The sequence below is a fragment of the Shigella dysenteriae genome, assembly GCF_022354085.1.
In the GTDB taxonomy this organism is placed as follows: domain Bacteria; phylum Pseudomonadota; class Gammaproteobacteria; order Enterobacterales; family Enterobacteriaceae; genus Escherichia; species Escherichia coli.
The window spans coordinates 2,133,657-2,153,045 of the sequence record NZ_CP055055.1 but is presented as its reverse complement, the minus strand read 5'-3'; the positions used below and the strand labels follow the sequence as shown (position 1 = coordinate 2,153,045).

Below are 19,389 nucleotides of genomic sequence, written 5' to 3'. Positions count from 1 at the left end.
CCCCGCCGCAGCGGGGTCAAGGATCAGTGAGTAATGATCCAGAGGAGTTCGGCCCAGAAGAGCATCGACAGAGAAAACGCGCCCATCCAGGACCAATATTTCATATTTGTGTTGATCATAGGCTACACCCTTAACGGTTATTATTTTGTGTTGAGATAACTCAAGCTGTTATTGCTGCGGTGTATTAAAAGCCCTTTAATTCATTAAAAATGGGTAATAAGAATGATGATAATTATTGTTTCGGCTGATCATCTTCAGCAAACAGTTCTATAAAGGCTTGCTGCTGCGATGTTAGTTGCCAGTCGTCTGGAATAACGACGGAACATTCCCGTTTCGTTTCTGTTTCATTGTCACTATGCTGGCATAATGGTGACGACTCCAGTTGCTCCTGACCGACCATAGTTATCCCCACACTTTCCAAATCAGCAGTGCGACAACCACCCAGAAAAGTGCAGAACCAAGAAAAACCGCCAGCCAGGCTTTACGTTTTAATTCAGGATCGCGGCGGGGTTCCTGATTTCCAGAAGGCATTGCTAACCTCATATAATCGCCATCACTTATCAGCAAGACGTTGAACGATTGGTGTAATTAATCATACGATGAGACAAATCCTAAAGAAACTTTAGTCAAAAATCCAGCGAATTTACGAATCGTCTCCAGTGAATAATTCAATCTTTTGACCTGAAATAGATATTTGAAAACTGGAGTTTGCGAGGCGGGTAATTAGACACTACTTTACAGGTAATTTACCCTATAAATATGAGGGATAAAAATATTGTGCACGGTATAGAAATAAGTAACAAAAGAGAATATATTCCGGCACCTTCGCTACATAAAAGGTGCCGAAAATAACGCAAGAAATTATTTTTCCGGCAGTTTTATATCTTTAAACATGACCTCAATTTCTTCATTAGAGCGCAATGCGACAGCCGCATCAACGACATCACGCGTTAAATGCGGTGCAAAACGCTGAATGAAATCATACATATAACTGCGCAAGAAAGTACTACGGCGAAAACCAATTTTGGTTGTACTGTGGCTGAAGATATCGTGAGCATCAACACGCACAAGGTCGGGATCGGCGACCGGATCCACCGCCATGCTGGCAATGACCCCTACCCCCAGCCCTAACCGGACGTAAGTTTTAATGACGTCAGCATCCGTTGCCGTGAAGACGATACGCGGCGTTAACCCTGCGCGGTTAAAGGCAGTATCCAGTTCTGAACGTCCGGTAAAGCCGAAGGTATATGTCACCAACGGATATTGCGCCAGTTCTTCAATGGTAATGGCTTTTTTGCCTGCCAGCGGGTGATCCGGAGTGACTACAATAGCCCGATTCCAGTGGTAGCACGGTAACATCACTAAATCTTCATACAGATGCAGCGCTTCTGTGGCGATAGCGAAATCAGCATTGCCTTTAGAGACGGCATCAGCAATTTGTGTCGGCGAGCCCTGGTGCATATGCAAAGAAACGCGGGGATAACGCTCAATAAAGCCTTTGATAACGTTTGGTAACGCGTAGCGTGCCTGGGTATGCGTGGTGGCGATATACAGCGAGCCTTTATCCGGCCAGGTGTGCTCACCGGCAACCGATTTTATGGCATCGACTTTCGACAGGACTTCGCGAGCGATACGAATTATTTCTTGTCCTGCTGGCGTTACCTGCGTCAGGTGCTTGCCGCTTCGGGAAAAAATTTGAATGCCTAGCTCGTCTTCCAGCATTCTGACTTGTTTACTGATCCCGGGTTGTGATGTGTAAAGTCCTTCCGCTGTTGATGAGACATTCAGGTTATGATTGACCACCTCAACAATATAGCGAAGTTGTTGTAATTTCATGTTAAACCATCCACTTAGACGCCATCAGAACATCGTTTTTTCGTCACACCTGGCGGGTGACTAATACGATTTAATAATAAAAAAGGTGCTAACTATAACCACTATATCATTTATAGCCTTAGTGTATAGGTTTGAAGAAAAAATAATATGCAATAAAAAAGGGCCGCTTTCGCGACCCTTTGTTTATAAAAACCTGACAGAATTAAAGGTTATTTTTTTCCTTCAACCCATTTGCCATCAACATAAAATGCTGACCAGCCAGTCGCCTTTCCGTCTTTTTCCGAAGAGACATATTGCTGTTTGGTTTTACGGCTAAAGCGAACCATGGTCTTATTACCTTCCGGATCCTGCTGTGGCGCATCGGCCAGATAACGCAGTTTTTCCGGCAGACGGTCGCGAAAGCGATAAAGCTCTTCCACCAGTGGCGCACGCGTTTCACGCGATTTCGGGAAAGTGTTGGCAGCCAGGAACACACCGGCAGCACCGTCACGCAGCACGAAATAGGCATCTGATTTTTCGCACGGCAGCTCCGGTAATGGTACCGGATCTTCTTTCGGTGGAGCCACTTCGCCGTTACGTAAAATCTTACGCGTGTTTTTACACTCTTCGTTGGTGCAGGCCATATATTTACCGAAACGCCCCATTTTCAGGTGCATTTCAGAACCACATTTTTCACACTCAACGATCGGGCCGTCATAACCTTTAATGCGGAATTCGCCCTCTTCGATCTCGTAACCGTCGCAGGTTGGGTTATTACCACAGACATGCAACTTACGTTTCGGATCGATGAGATAGCTGTCCATCGCCGTGCCGCATTTCGGGCAACGACGTTTTGCGCGCAGCGCGTTGGTTTCAGCGTCTTCGCCTTCCAGCACGTTCAGCACTTCGTTTTCCGGCACCAGGTTAATGGTTGTTTTGCAACGCTCTTTCGGCGGCAGCGCATAGCCAGAACAGCCAAGGAATACCCCGGTGCTCGCTGTGCGAATACCCATTTTGCGACCACAGGTCGGGCAGTCGATGCTGGTCAGAACCATCTGGTTCGGACGCATACCCCCCTCTTCCGGATCTTTTTCAGCTTTATCTAACTGCTGAGTGAAATCCGAGAAGAAGTGATCCAGTACAGCTTTCCACTCTGCTTCGTGATTTGCCACCTGGTCGAGGCTGTTTTCCATCTGCGCGGTGAAGTCGTAGTTCATTAACTCGCGGAAATTCTCTTCCAGGCGGTCGGTGACGATTTCGCCCATTTTTTCCGCATAGAAACGACGGTTTTCTACACGCACATAGCCACGATCCTGAATGGTCGAAATGATCGACGCATAGGTAGACGGACGACCGATACCGCGTTTTTCAAGTTCTTTAACCAGCGATGCTTCACTGAAACGGGCTGGCGGTTTGGTAAAGTGCTGGGCTGGTGTCAGTTCAACGAGCGTCAGAGCATCGCCTTTATCGACTGCCGGTAAGATACGATCTTCATCGCCTTTACGCAGTGCAGGCATCACTTTTGTCCAGCCATCAAAGCGCAAAATACGACCGCGTGCTTTCAGGCGGAAATCGCCCGCACCAACGGTCAGCGTCGTGGAGTCATATTTCGCTGGGGTCATCTGGCAAGCAACGAACTGACGCCAGATCAACTGGTACAGTTTCTGCGCATCTGCTTCCATATCCTTCAACGATTCCGCCATCACATTGACGTCAGAAGGACGAATCGCTTCGTGCGCTTCCTGTGAGTTTTCTTTGCTGGCGTACTGATTCGGACTTTCCGGCAGATATTTCTTACCAAAATTATCGCTGATATAACCGCGAACCATATTTACCGCGTCCTGACTCAGGTTAGTAGAGTCGGTACGCATGTAAGTGATATAGCCTGCTTCATACAAACGCTGCGCCATCATCATGGTTTTTTTCACGCCAAATCCAAGACGGGTGCTGGCAGCTTGTTGCAGCGTAGAGGTAATAAAAGGAGCGCCAGGTTTACTGGTTGTCGGTTTGTCTTCACGTTCCAGCACGCTGTAGCGCGCTTTTTCCAGCAGACTTACCGCAGCCTGAGTTTGTTCTTTGTTGACCGGACGGAACGGTTTGTCGTTCTGATGAGTCACCTGCAACGCCAACGCTTCACCAGATGGCGTGGTCGTGCTGGCATCGACTTCCCAGAACTCTTCCGGCACGAACGCTTTAATTTCACGCTCACGCTCGACCACCAGACGAACCGCCACCGACTGCACACGACCGGCAGACAGACCACGAGCGATCTTTTTCCATAGCAGCGGCGAAACCATATACCCCACCACGCGGTCCATAAAGCGACGCGCCTGCTGGGCATTAACACGATCAATATTCAGCTCACCCGGTTTGTTAAATGCCTGGCGGATCGCGTTTTTAGTAATTTCGTTAAACACCACTCGGCTATAGCGCGCATCATCCCCCCCAATAACTTCCCGCAGGTGCCATGCAATGGCTTCCCCTTCGCGGTCAAGGTCGGTTGCGAGATAGATGTGGTCGGCTTTTTCAGCCAGTTGTTTCAGTTCAGAGACGACCTTCTCTTTACCAGGCAACACTTCATAGTGCGCCTCCCAATTGTGCCACGGGTCAACCCCCATACGGTTGACGAGAGCGCCACGTTCATCCTTTTTAGGCTTTTTAGCCGTCTTGGTGGAGGTAGAGTCGGCACTCTTTTTGGCAGCTGAGCCACTGGTCGGCAAATCGCGGATGTGACCGACGCTGGATTTCACCACGTAGTCACTACCCAGATACTTGTTGATCGTTTTGGCTTTTGCCGGGGACTCAACGATGACAAGAGCTTTACCCATATTCACCTTACCTAATTTGATTCTTCCAGGAATGCGTCGCACGTTGATAAACCTTCCACTGGCAACGAGTTACCGATATGGACTCGCTCTCTGCGGATATCAACCCCTTGTCGTGACTCTGTTCACGAAAATTCAGGTGACTGAGTTAACAGGTCTTGGCCTACAGGCGCTATAGCACGACGGAATTTTGGTCGAATGTCAAGCAAATCTATTGCCAGATTGACGAAAGCGTCACACTGTACCTGATAAAATCCGATACGCAACTTTATTAGCATGCAAAATCCAAAGTTGCCAGTAAGGCGCTCTTGCCACCAGCGTGGTATATTTGTCTGCAAGCCATGCCTGGCGTAGACTAATGTCCTTGTTTAAGGAGTAAATAATGAACAAAGAGACACAACCCATCGACCGCGAAACGCTGTTGAAAGAGGCCAACAAAATCATTCGTGAGCATGAGGATACGCTCGCAGGGATTGAAGCCACCGGCGTCACGCAGCGTAATGGCGTGCTGGTATTTACCGGCGACTACTTTTTAGATGAACAAGGATTGCCAACAGCCAAAAGCACCGCGGTGTTTAATATGTTCAAACACCTGGCCCATGTGCTTTCAGAAAAATATCACCTGGTTGATTAAAGCAAAACGCGAGGTCTTACCCTCGCGTTTGTCTTTTACATCAATGGCTTTTGCCCCCGCTGCCACCAGCGTAACAACAATCGATCGGCGCTCTCTGCCGCGCTGCCGGTGAATCGGTCAATGAGTCGTTTACGCTGCATATAGCGTACATTGACCACTTCTCGGCCTTCCATCAGGCTAAGAATAACTTCATCACTGGTGTTGATTTCATCAACCAGGCCTTTCTCTACCGCCTGTTGTCCGTACCAGTGTTCACCCGTTGCCACCTGTTCAATATCCAGAGACGGACGCATACGCTTCACAAAATCTTTAAATAACTGATGCGTTTCGTTCAGCTCTTCGCGGAATTTCTCCCGCCCTTCTTCGGTATTTTCACCCAGCAAGGTCAGCGTACGCTTATACTGCCCGGCGGTGTGAAGTTCGATATCAATATCTTTGCTTTTCAGGAAGCGGTTAAAGTTGGGCATTTGCGCCACCACCCCAATGGAACCCACAATAGCAAACGGTGCGGAAACAATTTTGTCCGCCACACAGGCCATCATGTAACCGCCGCTGGCAGCGACTTTGTCTACCGTAACAGTTAAAGGGATGTTTTTATCACGCAGACGCTGCAGCTGCGAAGCCGCCAACCCGTAACCATGCACCATGCCACCAGGGCTTTCCAGACGTAGTACAACCTGATCCTGCGGTTTGAATGCTGCGAGTACAGCCGTTATCTCTTCACGTAGCGAGTTCACTTCATGGGCGTCCATGCTGCCTTTAAAATCCAGCACCCAGACGCGGGGTTTACTGTCAGTTGCCACCTCTCCCAGTTTGGCTTTCGCTTTTGCTGCTTTCGCTTCTTGCTTATGCTTTTTCTTCTGCGCTTTGTGCCACTGTTTTTGCTGATGTGAGTCCATCAGCGCCGCGGCCAGTTCTTCTTTCATCTCCTTATACTGTTCGCTGAGATTGTTGACCCGTAACTCGCCACGCTGGCGTTTATTACGTTGAGCAACATTGACAATAATGGCGGCAATCGCCGCAATCGCTAGCACAACGGTAACGATTTTCGCCAAAAACAAACCATATTCAGACAACAATTCCACGAGTCCCCACCTTGGTTAAACAACGCTTTGGCTCACAGTTTACAACAGGCATGTTAAGCCGTCTCGCAGAGATGTTATTGCAGCGAAAGTATGACAAAGTATCCATTTTGCGGTGTTATCGCCCCAGGCTGATTGAAATGCCCTTCTGTTTCAGGCATAAAGCCCCAAAGTCATAAAGTACACTGGCAGCGCGACAGACAACGTCGTTGAGGAGTAGCCATGCATTACCAGCCAAAACAAGATTTACTCAATGATCGCATTATCCTGGTGACGGGAGCCAGTGATGGTATTGGTCGTGAAGCCGCGATGACGTATGCACGCTATGGTGCGACAGTGATTCTGTTGGGCCGTAATGAAGAAAAATTACGTCAGGTAGCCAGCCACATAAACGAAGAAACTGGGCATCAGCCACAGTGGTTTATTCTCGATTTGCTGACCTGCAGGTCCGAAGATTGCCAACAACTGGCACAGCGCATTGCCGTTAATTATCCGCGTCTGGATGGTGTTTTGCATAATGCCGGATTGCTCGGCGATGTTTGTCCAATGAGCGAACAAAATCCACAGGTCTGGCAGGACGTCATACAGGTCAACGTTAATGCCACCTTTATGCTCACCCAGGCACTGCTTCCTTTATTACTCAAATCGGACGCCGGTTCACTGGTCTTTACTTCATCAAGCGTTGGACGTCAGGGACGAGCCAACTGGGGCGCATATGCAGCGTCGAAATTTGCCACCGAAGGGATGATGCAGGTACTGGCCGATGAATATCAGCAGCGCCTGCGCGTCAACTGCATTAACCCAGGCGGTACGCGCACCGCAATGCGTGCCAGCGCCTTCCCGACCGAAGATCCACAGAAACTTAAAACACCCGCTGATATCATGCCGCTCTACCTCTGGCTGATGGGCGATGACAGCCGCCGTAAAACCGGCATGACCTTTGACGCCCAACCGGGCCGTAAACCAGGAATTTCCCAATGAGTGATGAACGCTACCAACAGCGTCAGCAGCGAGTGAAAGAAAAAGTAGATGCTCGTGTGGCCCAGGCCCAGGATGAACGCGGTATTATCATCGTCTTTACCGGCAATGGAAAAGGCAAAACCACCGCGGCATTTGGTACGGCAACACGCGCAGTTGGTCATGGAAAAAAAGTGGGCGTCGTGCAGTTTATTAAAGGCACCTGGCCTAATGGCGAACGCAATCTGCTGGAGCCACATGGCGTTGAGTTTCAGGTGATGGCAACGGGCTTTACCTGGGATACACAAAACCGCGAGTCTGATACCGCCGCCTGCCGCGAAGTCTGGCAACATGCAAAGCGGATGCTTGCTGATTCCTCACTGGATATGGTTTTGCTTGATGAGCTGACTTATATGGTGGCGTATGACTATTTGCCACTGGAAGAAGTGGTGCAGGCGTTAAATGAACGTCCACATCAACAGACGGTGATTATCACGGGTCGAGGCTGTCACCGGGATATTCTTGAACTGGCGGATACGGTAAGTGAGCTGCGCCCCATCAAACATGCGTTTGATGCCGGTGTTAAGGCGCAAATAGGGATTGATTATTAATCTGTAAAAATGCCGGATATGACGTCCGGCATACTTTGATTAACCGTTATTATTACGTCCGCCAGAACGACGACCGCCGCTCACCTGACTGTGACGTTTCACCGCACGACGAATCTGATTCGCCTTCATGCGACGACGGTCTTTTTCTACAGCGACTTTAGAGCTGGTTTCTGGCGGTAGCTCCACCAGTTCGCGCAGATAGTTAGTCTGGGCGAGGTCCAGCTCCGTCCAGCCACCGCGTGGCAGACCTTTTGGCAGTGGGATATCACCGTAACGAACACGGATCAGGCGGCTCACCTGCACACCAACCGCTTCCCACAGACGACGAACTTCACGGTTACGGCCTTCGGTCAGAGTCACGTTGTACCACTGGTTGATCCCTTCGCCGCCGCTGAACTTGATGGTTTTAAAAGCTGCCGGACCATCTTCCAACTGCACGCCACGACTCAAATCACGCAGTTTCGCGTCGTCAACCTGACCAAATACACGCACGGCATATTCACGTTCAACTTCACGGCTTGGGTGCATTAAACGGTTTGCCAGTTCACCATCGGTGGTGAACAGCAGCAGACCACAGGTATTAACGTCCAAGCGACCCACGGCAATCCAGCGTGCGCCACGCAGTTTTGGCAGACGGTCAAACACCGTTGGACGTCCTTCCGGATCGTTACGGGTACACAACTCACCTTCCGGTTTGTAATAGGCCAGAACGCGACAAATTTGTTCAGCGGACTCACGTACCGAAATCAGGTGACCATCGATACGGATTTTCAATCCAGGGGTAACTTCAACGCGATCGCCGAGTTTAGCAATTTTGCCATCAACACTCACACGACCGGCTTCAATAATAGATTCGATTTCACGGCGAGAACCGTGGCCGGCACGCGCCAGCACTTTCTGTAGCTTTTCGCTCATAGAGCTTCCTTTTGGTGTCGCCTTCCCAGGCGTCTGATATGCTTTTGTGCAACAGTGAGTCAGAACTTACATCTGACTCACTGATAGTAAAGTCTGTTTGAACTCTTCAGGCCTTAAGTAAACGACCCGACGTTTTAACTGGCCTGGCTTTGAGGCGCAACATACTACACTATCTTTATGGTTAAAGCTTGTTTCGATTAACATCAGCTTGATTACCAGCCACCACCGCCTCCGCCACCCGCGCCGCCGCCAGCACCACCACCGGAATAACTTCGCCCCAACAAACTGCTATTGGCCCCCAGACTCAGGTGCATCTGCAATGAGAACAAAACGCCACTACGGGCAATTTCCGGGGCGCGAACAGCCGCTGTGAGTGATGGGGTGATACGTGCTGCCCATTCTCTGCCAAGGTTTGCCGAGACCGCCCAACCTGGCAACGCGTAATCCAGTTTCCGTGTTTCCCCTTTCCGCCGACGCCCACTGTGCGTTGCCGCCTCTTTACGCGCAAGATAGTTAACGATAGCTTCACCGTGGGCATAACGTTGCTGTCCAGTTTGGGTAAACTTTGGCAGAAAAATATACCCCATGCCAGTGAGATAACCGGTCAGGAAAACAGCGCTAAAATAACCCGCTGGCATATACCAGTAAAAGAATACATCTCCGACATTGATATAGAGAGAATAGAAGGCTACGCCTGAACAAATCAGTGGTAAAAACAAAGTGATGATTACACGATTAACGCAAGGCTTGTCATCATCGCGGGCAAACAAAAGCTCAAGGGAACAAAATAAAAAAGGAAGAAGCCAGCAGATCATAATAAACATATCGCCCACCAGACTCATTCCTGCCCAACCTACGGGACTCAGGTTACCGTAGAGAATGACCGCCAATATTGCCATTCCGCCCCATTGCAAAAACGCATCAGGTCGGTAAAACGAAGACTTTTTACGCGGCAGATAAAATTTCTGCATCCGTAAAAATGCCCTGCGTAAGACTCTGTTGCGTCTCCCCGTAAGAACGACCTTATCGCCTTTACGAAATAACGCTTCCAGTAATAACTGCTCTGCGGGCAGTAATACCTCATTATTTCTGGTCGCGCCTTCATTAACACGAATCAGGATTTGCTGGTTCTTGTCAGACTGATCTTCCAGATGAATTTTTCCTTTCACAATCAGATTTACGATATCGGCACAAAACCCTTTATCGTCGTAAACCAGCTTCGCATCGAGACGTAACATGCCGGGCGTGTAATCTGGCGGAATGACATCGGTTTCAATCACATCTACCGGCGTAAATTGCGGCCTGCGCTTCCAGAGATATAACCATCCACAAACCAGGAATAGACACGGAAACCAAATTAACAACGATGACGTGGAGGGTAAAAGAAGATGGCTGAAAATATTCGTCGTTTGTGGAGCCGGGGCATTGCTAAGTAACGAGTGAGGCCAACGGTAGAGTACCGTGAAATCTTCACGATAAAACGGATCGCTGGATTCAATTCTTCCGTCCTCAAGGATGCGGCCATTTCGATATGTGTCGCCCTCTTCTCCAGTAAAGAGATCGATTTCGCTAAATGGATTACCCGCGATATCAGGGAACTTGAGTGAAAATCGGGTCTTATAGATTTCAAACGGCCAGTGGTTACCAGTCACGTTCCAGATTAACAGATCTGAATCTCCCTCACGCAGGAAAGCATTTTTAACCTGATAATGAATTTGATAATGATAGTCGCCTTGAGGCAAGAAACGTTGTTTATCGCCCACGACAATACTCATTAACCCGATATGCCAGTCAAGATGCCAAGGTTCAGGAATACCATCACGGGTGACGCCAACAATATGATAGTTCAGCAGTGCAGCGTCCCCATCAGGCTGCATCCATAGTCGTGGTAAATCACGATAAAACCCGTGCTTAATCTGCTGATTTCGCGCCTGAAAATGAATGTTCTCTTTGATGTCGAGCACCCCATCCGGTTGCAGAGTGGCTTCAACATCAAAGAGCGAGATCCCTTCTTCATAAGAAGGCATCTCCTTGTTTTCTGCATAACTTAGAGATGATACAAACAGCCCTGCTATCAACAGCAAAATGCAGCGAAACTTCCCTGCCATAGTCTTCCATCCGTGGAACGCAATTTGTTATAAGAAAGGCTTCACATCACCTACGCCTTCACGCACCACGACCGGCGTATCATCGGTAAGATCAATAACCGTTGTTGGTTTCTGCCCGAGATAGCCGCCGTGAATAATCAAATCTACCTGTTTTTCCAGACGGTCTTTAATTTCTTCGGGATCGGATTCGGTAAATTCGCTGCCTGGCAGCATTAGCGAAGTGGAAAGCATCGGTTCGCCCAGTGCTTCAAGCAAAGCCTGCGCAATCGGGTTAGAAGGCACACGCATACCGATGGTTTTGCGTTTTTCCTGCAACAGACGGCGCGGCACTTCCTTCGTCCCCTTCAGGATGAAGGTATAGTTGCCCGGCGTGTTGTTTTTCATTAAACGAAACGCAACGTTATCGACAAATGAATAGGTCGAGAGTTCAGAAAGATCGCGACACATCAGGGTAAAGTTGTGACCGTCCGGCAGCTGGCGAATACGACAAATACGCTCCATGGCGTTTTTATCTTCAATTTTACAGCCGAGCGCATAGCCGGAATCAGTTGGATAAACAATCACCCCGCCTTTGCGCACGATCTCCACCGCCTGGTTGATCAGACGTTGCTGTGGGTTATCAGGATGAATATAAAAAAACTGGCTCATAATTCCCTCTCTGTGGTGTTCTGCGGCTGTTCCCATAGCTGCCAGACGCCTTCAACGCCTGCGGGCAGCCAGAGTTTACGACCCAGTTCGATCCACGGGCATGGCTGATGAAAATCAGATCCTTGTGATGCCCATAAATGATGCTGACGCGCAAGTGTCGCCAGCTGGGTGCGTTCATTGGGCGATTGCTGGCACTGCGCGACTTCCATCGCGTCGCCGTCGTGTTCGGCAAAATGCGCAACCAATCTTTTCAGCCATTTAGCACTAAGATTGTACCGCCCAGGATGAGCTAGCACCGCCTTACCGCCAGAATGATGAATGACATCAATAGCTTGTTCTATTGTACACCACTGTGGCGGAACGTATCCGGTTTTCCCGCGCGCCAGATACTTTTTAAAGACATCCGCCATTGAACTGGCTTTGCCGCACTCAACAAGGAAACGCGCAAAATGACCGCGCGTCACTGCGCCGCCCTGCGCCAGTCGTTGTGCGCCTTCCAGCGCCCCAGGTATTTGCGCTTTTTCAAGTCTTTCGGCAATTTGCTGCGCCCGCTGATTGCGCCGTTCTGTCTGCTGTGCGAGGAACTCACACATTAGCGGATGAGTAATATCAATATTCAGCCCGACAATATGAATTTCATGATTTTCCCAGACCGTGGAAATTTCCACGCCGGGAATAAGATTCAGCGCCAGTCCCGAACGTGAAATTTCCTCTCTTGCTGGCGCGATTGCAGCTGTGGTGTCATGGTCGGTGATCGCCAGGGTGCCGACGCGCATCTCGACTGCACGGTGCACCAATGCTTCTGGCGTCAGGCAGCCATCGGAAGCTGTGGTATGGCTGTGCAGGTCGTAAATCACTGCGTAATTCGTGTCGCTCAAGGCGCACTCCCGTTCTGGATAATGTTTTTTGCGCCGACATCATAACGGTTCTGGCAAATATTCTGAAATGAGCTGTTGACAATTAATCATCGAACTAGTTAACTAGTACGCAAGTTCACGTAAAAAGGGTATCGACAATGAAAGCAATTTTCGTACTGAAAGCTTGGTGGCGCACTTCCTGAAACGGGCAGTGTATTCACCATGCGTAAAGCAATCAGATACCCAGCCCGCCTAATGAGCGGGCTTTTTTTTGAACAAAATTAGAGAATAACAATGCAAACACAAAAACCGACTCTCGAACTGCTAACCTGCGAAGGCGCTTATCGCGACAACCCGACCGCGCTTTTTCACCAGTTGTGTGGGGATCGCCCTGCGACGCTGCTGCTGGAATCCGCAGATATCGACAGCAAGGATGATTTAAAAAGCCTGCTGCTGGTAGACAGTGCGCTGCGCATTACAGCATTAGGTGACACTGTCACAATCCAGGCGCTTTCCGGCAATGGCGAAGCCCTGCTGACACTACTGGATAACGCCCTTCCTGCGGGTGTGGAAAATGAACAATCACCAAACTGCCGTATACTGCGCTTCCCCCCGGTCAGTCCACTGCTGGATGAAGATGCCCGTTTATGCTCTCTTTCGGTTTTTGACGCTTTCCGCTTATTGCAGAATCTGTTGAATGTACCGAAGGAAGAACGGGAAGCGATGTTCTTTGGTGGCCTGTTCTCTTATGATCTGGTGGCGGGATTTGAAGATTTACCGCAACTGGCAGCGGAAAATAACTGCCCTGATTTCTGTTTTTATCTCGCTGAAACTCTGATGGTGATTGACCATCAGAAAAAAAGCACCCGTATTCAGGCCAGTCTGTTTGCTCCGAATGAAGAAGAAAAACAACGTCTCACTGCTCGCCTGAACGAACTACGTCAGCAACTGGCCGAAGCCGCGCCGCCGCTGCCGGTGGTTTCCGTGCCGCATATGCGTTGTGAATGTAACCAGAGCGATGAAGAGTTCGGTGGCGTAGTGCGTTTGTTGCAAAAAGCGATTCGCGCCGGAGAAATTTTCCAGGTCGTGCCATCTCGCCGTTTCTCGCTGCCCTGCCCGTCACCGCTGGCGGCCTATTACGTGTTGAAAAAGAGTAATCCCAGCCCGTACATGTTTTTTATGCAGGATAATGATTTCACCCTGTTTGGCGCGTCGCCGGAAAGTTCGCTCAAGTATGACGCCACCAGCCGCCAGATTGAGATCTACCCGATTGCCGGAACACGTCCACGCGGTCGTCGTGCCGATGGTTCACTGGACAGAGACCTCGACAGCCGCATCGAACTGGAAATGCGTACCGATCATAAAGAGCTTTCTGAACATCTGATGCTGGTGGATCTCGCCCGTAATGATCTGGCACGCATTTGCACCCCCGGCAGCCGCTACGTCGCCGATCTCACCAAAGTTGACCGTTACTCTTACGTGATGCACCTGGTCTCCCGAGTGGTCGGGGAACTGCGCCACGATCTCGACGCCCTGCACGCTTACCGCGCCTGTATGAATATGGGAACGTTAAGCGGTGCGCCGAAAGTGCGTGCTATGCAGTTAATTGCCGAGGCGGAAGGTCGTCGCCGCGGCAGCTACGGCGGCGCGGTAGGTTATTTCACCGCGCATGGCGATCTCGACACCTGCATTGTGATCCGCTCGGCGCTGGTGGAAAACGGTATCGCCACCGTGCAAGCCGGTGCTGGCGTAGTCCTTGATTCTGTTCCGCAGTCGGAAGCCGACGAAACCAGTAATAAAGCCCGCGCTGTACTGCGCGCTATCGCCACCGCGCATCATGCACAGGAGACTTTTTGATGGCTGACATTCTGCTGCTCGATAATATCGACTCTTTTACTTACAACCTGGCAGATCAGTTGCGCAGCAATGGGCATAACGTGGTGATTTACCGCAACCATATTCCGGCGCAAACCTTAATTGAACGCCTGGCGACGATGAGCAATCCGGTGCTGATGCTTTCTCCGGGGCCAGGTGTGCCGAGTGAAGCCGGTTGTATGCCAGAACTCCTCACCCGCTTGCGCGGTAAGCTGCCGATTATTGGCATTTGCCTCGGTCATCAGGCGATTGTCGAAGCCTACGGGGGGTATGTCGGTCAGGCGGGCGAAATTCTTCACGGTAAAGCCTCCAGCATTGAACATGACGGTCAGGCGATGTTTGCCGGATTAACAAACCCATTGCCGGTGGCGCGTTATCACTCGCTGGTTGGCAGTAATATTCCGGCCGGTTTAACCATCAACGCCCATTTTAATGGCATGGTGATGGCAGTACGTCACGATGCGGATCGCGTTTGTGGATTCCAGTTCCATCCGGAATCCATTCTTACTACCCAGGGCGCTCGCCTGCTGGAACAAACGCTGGCCTGGGCGCAGCAGAAACTAGAGCCAACCAACACGCTGCAACCGATTCTGGAAAAACTGTATCAGGCGCAGACGCTTAGCCAACAAGAAAGCCACCAGCTGTTTTCAGCGGTGGTACGTGGCGAGCTGAAGCCGGAACAACTGGCGGCGGCGCTGGTGAGCATGAAAATTCGCGGCGAGCACCCAAACGAAATCGCCGGGGCAGCAACCGCGCTACTGGAAAATGCCGCGCCGTTCCCGCGCCCGGATTATCTGTTTGCCGATATCGTCGGCACCGGCGGTGACGGCAGCAACAGCATCAATATTTCTACCGCCAGTGCGTTTGTCGCCGCGGCCTGTGGGCTGAAAGTCGCAAAACACGGCAACCGCAGCGTCTCCAGTAAATCTGGCTCGTCGGATCTGCTGGCGGCGTTCGGTATTAATCTTGATATGAACGCCGATAAATCGCGCCAGGCGCTGGATGAGTTAGGCGTATGTTTCCTCTTTGCGCCGAAGTATCACACCGGATTCCGCCACGCGATGCCGGTTCGCCAGCAACTGAAAACCCGCACCTTGTTCAACGTGCTGGGACCATTGATTAACCCGGCGCATCCGCCGCTGGCGTTAATTGGTGTTTATAGTCCGGAACTGGTGCTGCCGATTGCCGAAACCTTGCGCGTGCTGGGGTATCAACGCGCGGCGGTGGTGCACAGCGGCGGGATGGATGAAGTTTCATTACACGCGCCGACAATCGTTGCCGAGCTGCATGACGGCGAAATTAAGAGCTATCAATTGACCGCTGAAGATTTTGGCCTGACACCCTACCACCAGGAGCAACTGGCAGGCGGAACACCGGAAGAAAACCGTGACATTTTAACACGTTTGTTACAAGGTAAAGGCGACGCCGCCCATGAAGCAGCCGTCGCTGCGAACGTCGCCATGTTAATGCGCCTGCATGGCCATGAAGATCTGCAAGCCAATGCGCAAACCGTTCTTGAGGTACTGCGCAGTGGTTCCGCTTACGACAGAGTCACCGCACTGGCGGCACGAGGGTAAATGATGCAAACCGTTTTAGCGAAAATCGTCGCAGACAAGGCGATTTGGGTAGAAGCCCGCAAACAGCAGCAACCGCTGGCCAGTTTTCAGAATGAGGTTCAGCCTAGCTCGCGACATTTTTATGATGCGCTACAGGGTGCGCGCACGGCGTTTATTCTGGAGTGCAAGAAAGCGTCGCCGTCAAAAGGCGTGATCCGTGATGATTTCGATCCAGCACGCATTGCCGCCATTTATAAACATTACGCTTCGGCAATTTCGGTGCTGACTGATGAGAAATATTTTCAGGGGAGCTTTGATTTCCTCCCCATCGTCAGCCAAATCGCCCCGCAGCCGATTTTATGTAAAGACTTCATTATCGACCCTTACCAGATCTATCTGGCGCGCTATTACCAGGCCGATGCCTGCTTATTAATGCTTTCAGTACTGGATGACGACCAATATCGCCAGCTTGCAGCCGTCGCCCACAGTCTGGAGATGGGTGTGCTGACTGAAGTCAGTAATGAAGAGGAACTGGAGCGCGCCATTGCATTGGGGGCAAAGGTCGTTGGCATCAACAACCGCGATCTGCGTGATTTGTCGATTGATCTCAACCGTACCCGCGAGCTTGCGCCGAAACTGGGGCACAACGTGACGGTAATCAGCGAATCCGGCATCAATACTTACGCTCAGGTGCGCGAGTTAAGCCACTTCGCTAACGGTTTTCTGATTGGTTCGGCGTTGATGGCCCATGACGATTTGCACGCCGCCGTGCGCCGGGTATTGCTGGGTGAGAATAAAGTATGTGGCCTGACGCGTGGGCAAGATGCTAAAGCAGCTTATGACGGGGGCGCGATTTACGGTGGGTTGATTTTTGTTGCGACATCACCGCGTTGCGTCAACGTTGAACAGGCGCAGGAAGTGATGGCTGCGGCACCGTTGCAGTATGTTGGCGTGTTCCGCAATCACGATATTGCCGATGTGTTGGACAAAGCTAAGGTGTTATCGCTGGCGGCAGTGCAACTGCATGGTAATGAAGATCAGCTGTATATCGATACGCTGCGTGAAGCTCTGCCAGCACACGTTGCCATCTGGAAAGCATTAAGCGTCGGTAAAACCCTGCCCGCCCGCGAACTTCAGCACGTTGATAAATATGTTTTAGACAACGGCCTGGGTGGAAGCGGGCAACGTTTCGACTGGTCACTGTTAAACGGTCAATCCCTTGGCAACGTTCTGCTGGCGGGGGGCTTAGGCGCAGATAACTGCGTGGAAGCGGCACAAACCGGCTGCGCCGGACTTGATTTTAATTCTGCTGTAGAGTCGCAACCGGGCATCAAAGACGCACGTCTTTTGGCCTCGGTTTTCCAGACGCTGCGCGCATATTAAGGAAAGGAACAATGACAACATTACTTAACCCCTATTTTGGTGAGTTTGGCGGCATGTACGTGCCACAAATCCTGATGCCTGCTCTGCGCCAGCTGGAAGAAGCTTTTGTCAGCGCGCAAAAAGATCCTGAATTTCAGGCTCAGTTCAACGACCTGCTGAAAAACTATGCCGGGCGTCCAACAGCGCTGACCAAATGCCAGAACATTACGGCTGGGACGAACACCACGCTGTATCTGAAGCGCGAAGATTTGCTGCACGGCGGCGCGCATAAAACCAACCAGGTGCTGGGGCAGGCGTTGCTGGCGAAGCGGATGGGTAAAACTGAAATCATCGCCGAAACCGGAGCCGGTCAGCATGGCGTGGCGTCGGCCCTTGCCAGCGCCCTGCTCGGCCTGAAATGCCGTATTTATATGGGTGCCAAAGACGTTGAACGCCAGTCGCCTAACGTTTTTCGTATGCGTTTAATGGGTGCGGAAGTGATCCCGGTGCATAGCGGTTCCGCGACGCTGAAAGATGCCTGTAACGAGGCGCTGCGCGACTGGTCCGGCAGTTATGAAACCGCGCACTATATGCTGGGCACCGCAGCTGGCCCACATCCTTATCCGACCATTGTCCGTGAGTTTCAGCGGATGATTGGCGAAGAAACCAAAGCACAGATTCTGGAAAGAGAAGGTCGCCTGCCGGATGCCGTTATCGCCTGTGTTGGCGGCGGTTCGAATGCCATCGGCATGTTTGCAGATTTCATCAACGAAACCGACGTCGGCCTGATTGGTGTGGAGCCTGGCGGTCACGGTATAGAAACCGGCGAGCACGGCGCACCGTTAAAACATGGTCGCGTGGGCATCTATTTCGGTATGAAAGCGCCGATGATGCAAACCGAAGACGGGCAGATTGAAGAATCTTACTCCATCTCCGCCGGGCTGGATTTCCCGTCTGTCGGCCCACAACACGCGTATCTTAACAGCACTGGACGCGCTGATTACGTGTCTATTACCGATGATGAAGCCCTTGAAGCCTTCAAAACGCTGTGCCTGCACGAAGGGATCATCCCGGCGCTGGAATCCTCCCACGCCCTGGCCCATGCGCTGAAAATGATGCGCGAAAACCCGGAAAAAGAGCAGCTACTGGTGGTTAACCTTTCCGGTCGCGGCGATAAAGACATCTTCACCGTTCACGATATTTTGAAAGCACGAGGGGAAATCTGATGGAACGCTACGAATCTCTGTTTGCCCAGTTGAAGGAGCGCAAAGAAGGCGCATTCGTTCCTTTCGTCACGCTCGGGGATCCGGGCATTGAGCAGTCCTTGAAAATTATCGATACGCTAATTGAAGCCGGTGCTGACGCGCTGGAGTTAGGTATCCCCTTCTCCGACCCACTGGCGGATGGCCCGACCATTCAAAACGCCACTCTGCGCGCCTTTGCGGCAGGTGTGACTCCGGCACAATGTTTTGAAATGCTGGCACTGATTCGCCAGAAACACCCGACCATTCCCATTGGCCTGTTGATGTATGCCAATCTGGTGTTTAACAAAGGCATTGATGAGTTTTATGCCCAGTGCGAAAAAGTCGGCGTCGATTCGGTGCTTGTTGCCGATGTGCCAGTTGAAGAGTCCGCGCCCTTCCGCCAGGCCGCGTTGCGTCATAATGTCGCACCTATCTTCATCTGCCCGCCAAATGCCGATGACGACCTGCTGCGCCAGATAGCCTCTTACGGTCGTGGTTACACCTATTTGCTGTCACGAGCGGGCGTGACCGGCGCAGAAAACCGCGCCGCGTTACCCCTCAATCATCTGGTTGCGAAGCTGAAAGAGTACAACGCTGCACCTCCATTGCAGGGATTTGGTATTTCCGCCCCGGATCAGGTAAAAGCAGCGATTGATGCAGGAGCTGCGGGCGCGATTTCTGGTTCGGCCATTGTTAAAATCATCGAGCAACATATTAATGAGCCAGAGAAAATGCTGGCGGCACTGAAAGTTTTTGTACAACCGATGAAAGCGGCGACGCGCAGTTAATCCCACAGCCGCCAGTTCCGCTGGCGGCATTTTAACTTTCTTTAACGAAGCCGGAAAAATCCTAAATTCATTTAATATTTATCTTTTTGCCGTTTCGCTTACCCCTGTCGAA

General features: G+C 51.0%; 19 protein-coding genes and 1 other annotated feature. Of the genes, 9 read left to right on the top strand and 10 right to left on the bottom strand.

Translation table 11 applies throughout. The features are described 5' to 3' along the window. Positions 1-23: 23 nt before the first annotated feature. The 5 genes from ymiC to topA all read right to left on the bottom strand — a co-directional run bounded on the left by ymiC (position 24) and on the right by topA (position 4,643). Positions 24-119: a small membrane protein YmiC gene (ymiC, locus tag HUZ68_RS10360; RefSeq protein ID WP_001310756.1), complete on the bottom strand. Its 96-nt coding sequence runs from the start codon at positions 117-119 to the stop codon at positions 24-26. A gap of 113 nt (positions 120-232) precedes the next feature. Further along, positions 233-400, bottom strand: coding sequence for a protein YciX (gene yciX / locus HUZ68_RS10355; RefSeq protein ID WP_001297116.1), 168 nt, complete (start codon positions 398-400; stop codon positions 233-235). 2 nt (positions 401-402) lie between these two features. Next, on the bottom strand, positions 403-543 hold the full coding sequence (locus tag HUZ68_RS10350; protein WP_001300896.1) for a YmiA family putative membrane protein: 141 nt from the start codon (positions 541-543) through the stop codon (positions 403-405). Between the two features lie 318 nt (positions 544-861). After that, on the bottom strand, positions 862-1,836 hold the full coding sequence (gene cysB / locus HUZ68_RS10345) for an HTH-type transcriptional regulator CysB (RefSeq protein WP_000776253.1): 975 nt from the start codon (positions 1,834-1,836) through the stop codon (positions 862-864). 209 nt (positions 1,837-2,045) lie between these two features. Then, positions 2,046-4,643, bottom strand: a complete 2,598-nt coding sequence (gene topA / locus HUZ68_RS10340; RefSeq protein ID WP_001295576.1) for a type I DNA topoisomerase — start codon at positions 4,641-4,643, stop codon at positions 2,046-2,048. Between the two features lie 379 nt (positions 4,644-5,022). On the opposite strand from topA, the gene HUZ68_RS10335 reads away from it, so the two are divergent. Beyond that, the gene (locus HUZ68_RS10335) at positions 5,023-5,274 is read left to right on the top strand and encodes a YciN family protein (protein WP_001031530.1); all 252 of its coding nucleotides are present in this window, start codon (positions 5,023-5,025) and stop codon (positions 5,272-5,274) included. Positions 5,275-5,309: 35 nt separating this feature from the next. Here the strand turns inward: HUZ68_RS10335 and sohB are convergent, their stop codons facing one another. Further along, entirely contained in the window at positions 5,310-6,359 is a 1,050-nt protein-coding gene (gene sohB, locus HUZ68_RS10330; RefSeq protein WP_000422045.1) for a protease SohB, read from the bottom strand. A gap of 219 nt (positions 6,360-6,578) precedes the next feature. Here sohB and HUZ68_RS10325 point away from each other — a divergent pair, with 219 nt between their 5' ends. Both HUZ68_RS10325 and cobO read left to right on the top strand, forming a co-directional pair. Continuing rightward, positions 6,579-7,337, top strand: coding sequence for a YciK family oxidoreductase (locus tag HUZ68_RS10325; protein ID WP_033815771.1), 759 nt, complete (start codon positions 6,579-6,581; stop codon positions 7,335-7,337). Next, positions 7,334-7,924 (top strand): cob(I)yrinic acid a,c-diamide adenosyltransferase, encoded by a 591-nt coding sequence (gene cobO / locus HUZ68_RS10320; RefSeq protein WP_001278904.1) that lies wholly within the window; start codon positions 7,334-7,336, stop codon positions 7,922-7,924. Before HUZ68_RS10325 ends, cobO begins: the two co-directional genes overlap by 4 nt. Before the next feature lie 39 nt (positions 7,925-7,963). Here the strand turns inward: cobO and rluB are convergent, their stop codons facing one another. From rluB to rnm, 4 genes are all read right to left on the bottom strand, one after another. Continuing rightward, the gene (gene rluB / locus HUZ68_RS10315) at positions 7,964-8,839 is read right to left on the bottom strand and encodes a 23S rRNA pseudouridine(2605) synthase RluB (RefSeq protein ID WP_001291217.1); all 876 of its coding nucleotides are present in this window, start codon (positions 8,837-8,839) and stop codon (positions 7,964-7,966) included. Positions 8,840-9,051: 212 nt separating this feature from the next. After that, complete coding sequence (locus HUZ68_RS10310) at positions 9,052-10,947, bottom strand: DUF2207 domain-containing protein (RefSeq protein ID WP_033815770.1); 1,896 nt, start codon at positions 10,945-10,947, stop codon at positions 9,052-9,054. 27 nt (positions 10,948-10,974) lie between these two features. Continuing rightward, entirely contained in the window at positions 10,975-11,595 is a 621-nt protein-coding gene (locus tag HUZ68_RS10305; RefSeq protein ID WP_001295575.1) for an L-threonylcarbamoyladenylate synthase, read from the bottom strand. Then, the gene (gene rnm / locus HUZ68_RS10300) at positions 11,592-12,473 is read right to left on the bottom strand and encodes an RNase RNM (protein WP_001285678.1); all 882 of its coding nucleotides are present in this window, start codon (positions 12,471-12,473) and stop codon (positions 11,592-11,594) included. The genes HUZ68_RS10305 and rnm overlap by 4 nt, the downstream gene beginning before the upstream one ends. A gap of 137 nt (positions 12,474-12,610) precedes the next feature. Here rnm and trpL point away from each other — a divergent pair, with 137 nt between their 5' ends. The 6 genes from trpL (at position 12,611) to trpA (ending at position 19,277) form a co-directional block, all read left to right on the top strand. Beyond that, complete coding sequence (gene trpL / locus HUZ68_RS10295) at positions 12,611-12,655, top strand: trp operon leader peptide (RefSeq protein WP_001386774.1); 45 nt, start codon at positions 12,611-12,613, stop codon at positions 12,653-12,655. Then, positions 12,632-12,725, top strand: a sequence feature (Trp leader region). (Overlaps the previous gene by 24 nt.) A 21-nt stretch (positions 12,726-12,746) precedes the next feature. After that, positions 12,747-14,309 (top strand): anthranilate synthase component I, encoded by a 1,563-nt coding sequence (gene trpE, locus HUZ68_RS10290; RefSeq protein ID WP_021556737.1) that lies wholly within the window; start codon positions 12,747-12,749, stop codon positions 14,307-14,309. Then, entirely contained in the window at positions 14,309-15,904 is a 1,596-nt protein-coding gene (trpD, locus tag HUZ68_RS10285) for a bifunctional anthranilate synthase glutamate amidotransferase component TrpG/anthranilate phosphoribosyltransferase TrpD (RefSeq protein WP_000763524.1), read from the top strand. Before trpE ends, trpD begins: the two co-directional genes overlap by 1 nt. After that, entirely contained in the window at positions 15,905-17,266 is a 1,362-nt protein-coding gene (gene trpCF / locus HUZ68_RS10280) for a bifunctional indole-3-glycerol-phosphate synthase TrpC/phosphoribosylanthranilate isomerase TrpF (RefSeq protein WP_072686708.1), read from the top strand. An 11-nt stretch (positions 17,267-17,277) separates the two neighbouring features. Continuing rightward, positions 17,278-18,471: a tryptophan synthase subunit beta gene (trpB, locus tag HUZ68_RS10275; protein ID WP_000209513.1), complete on the top strand. Its 1,194-nt coding sequence runs from the start codon at positions 17,278-17,280 to the stop codon at positions 18,469-18,471. Further along, positions 18,471-19,277 carry a tryptophan synthase subunit alpha gene (trpA, locus tag HUZ68_RS10270; RefSeq protein ID WP_000443067.1) on the top strand — a complete coding sequence of 269 codons (807 nt, stop codon included), beginning with the start codon at positions 18,471-18,473 and terminating at the stop codon, positions 19,275-19,277. The genes trpB and trpA overlap by 1 nt, the downstream gene beginning before the upstream one ends. Positions 19,278-19,389: the final 112 nt, after the last annotated feature.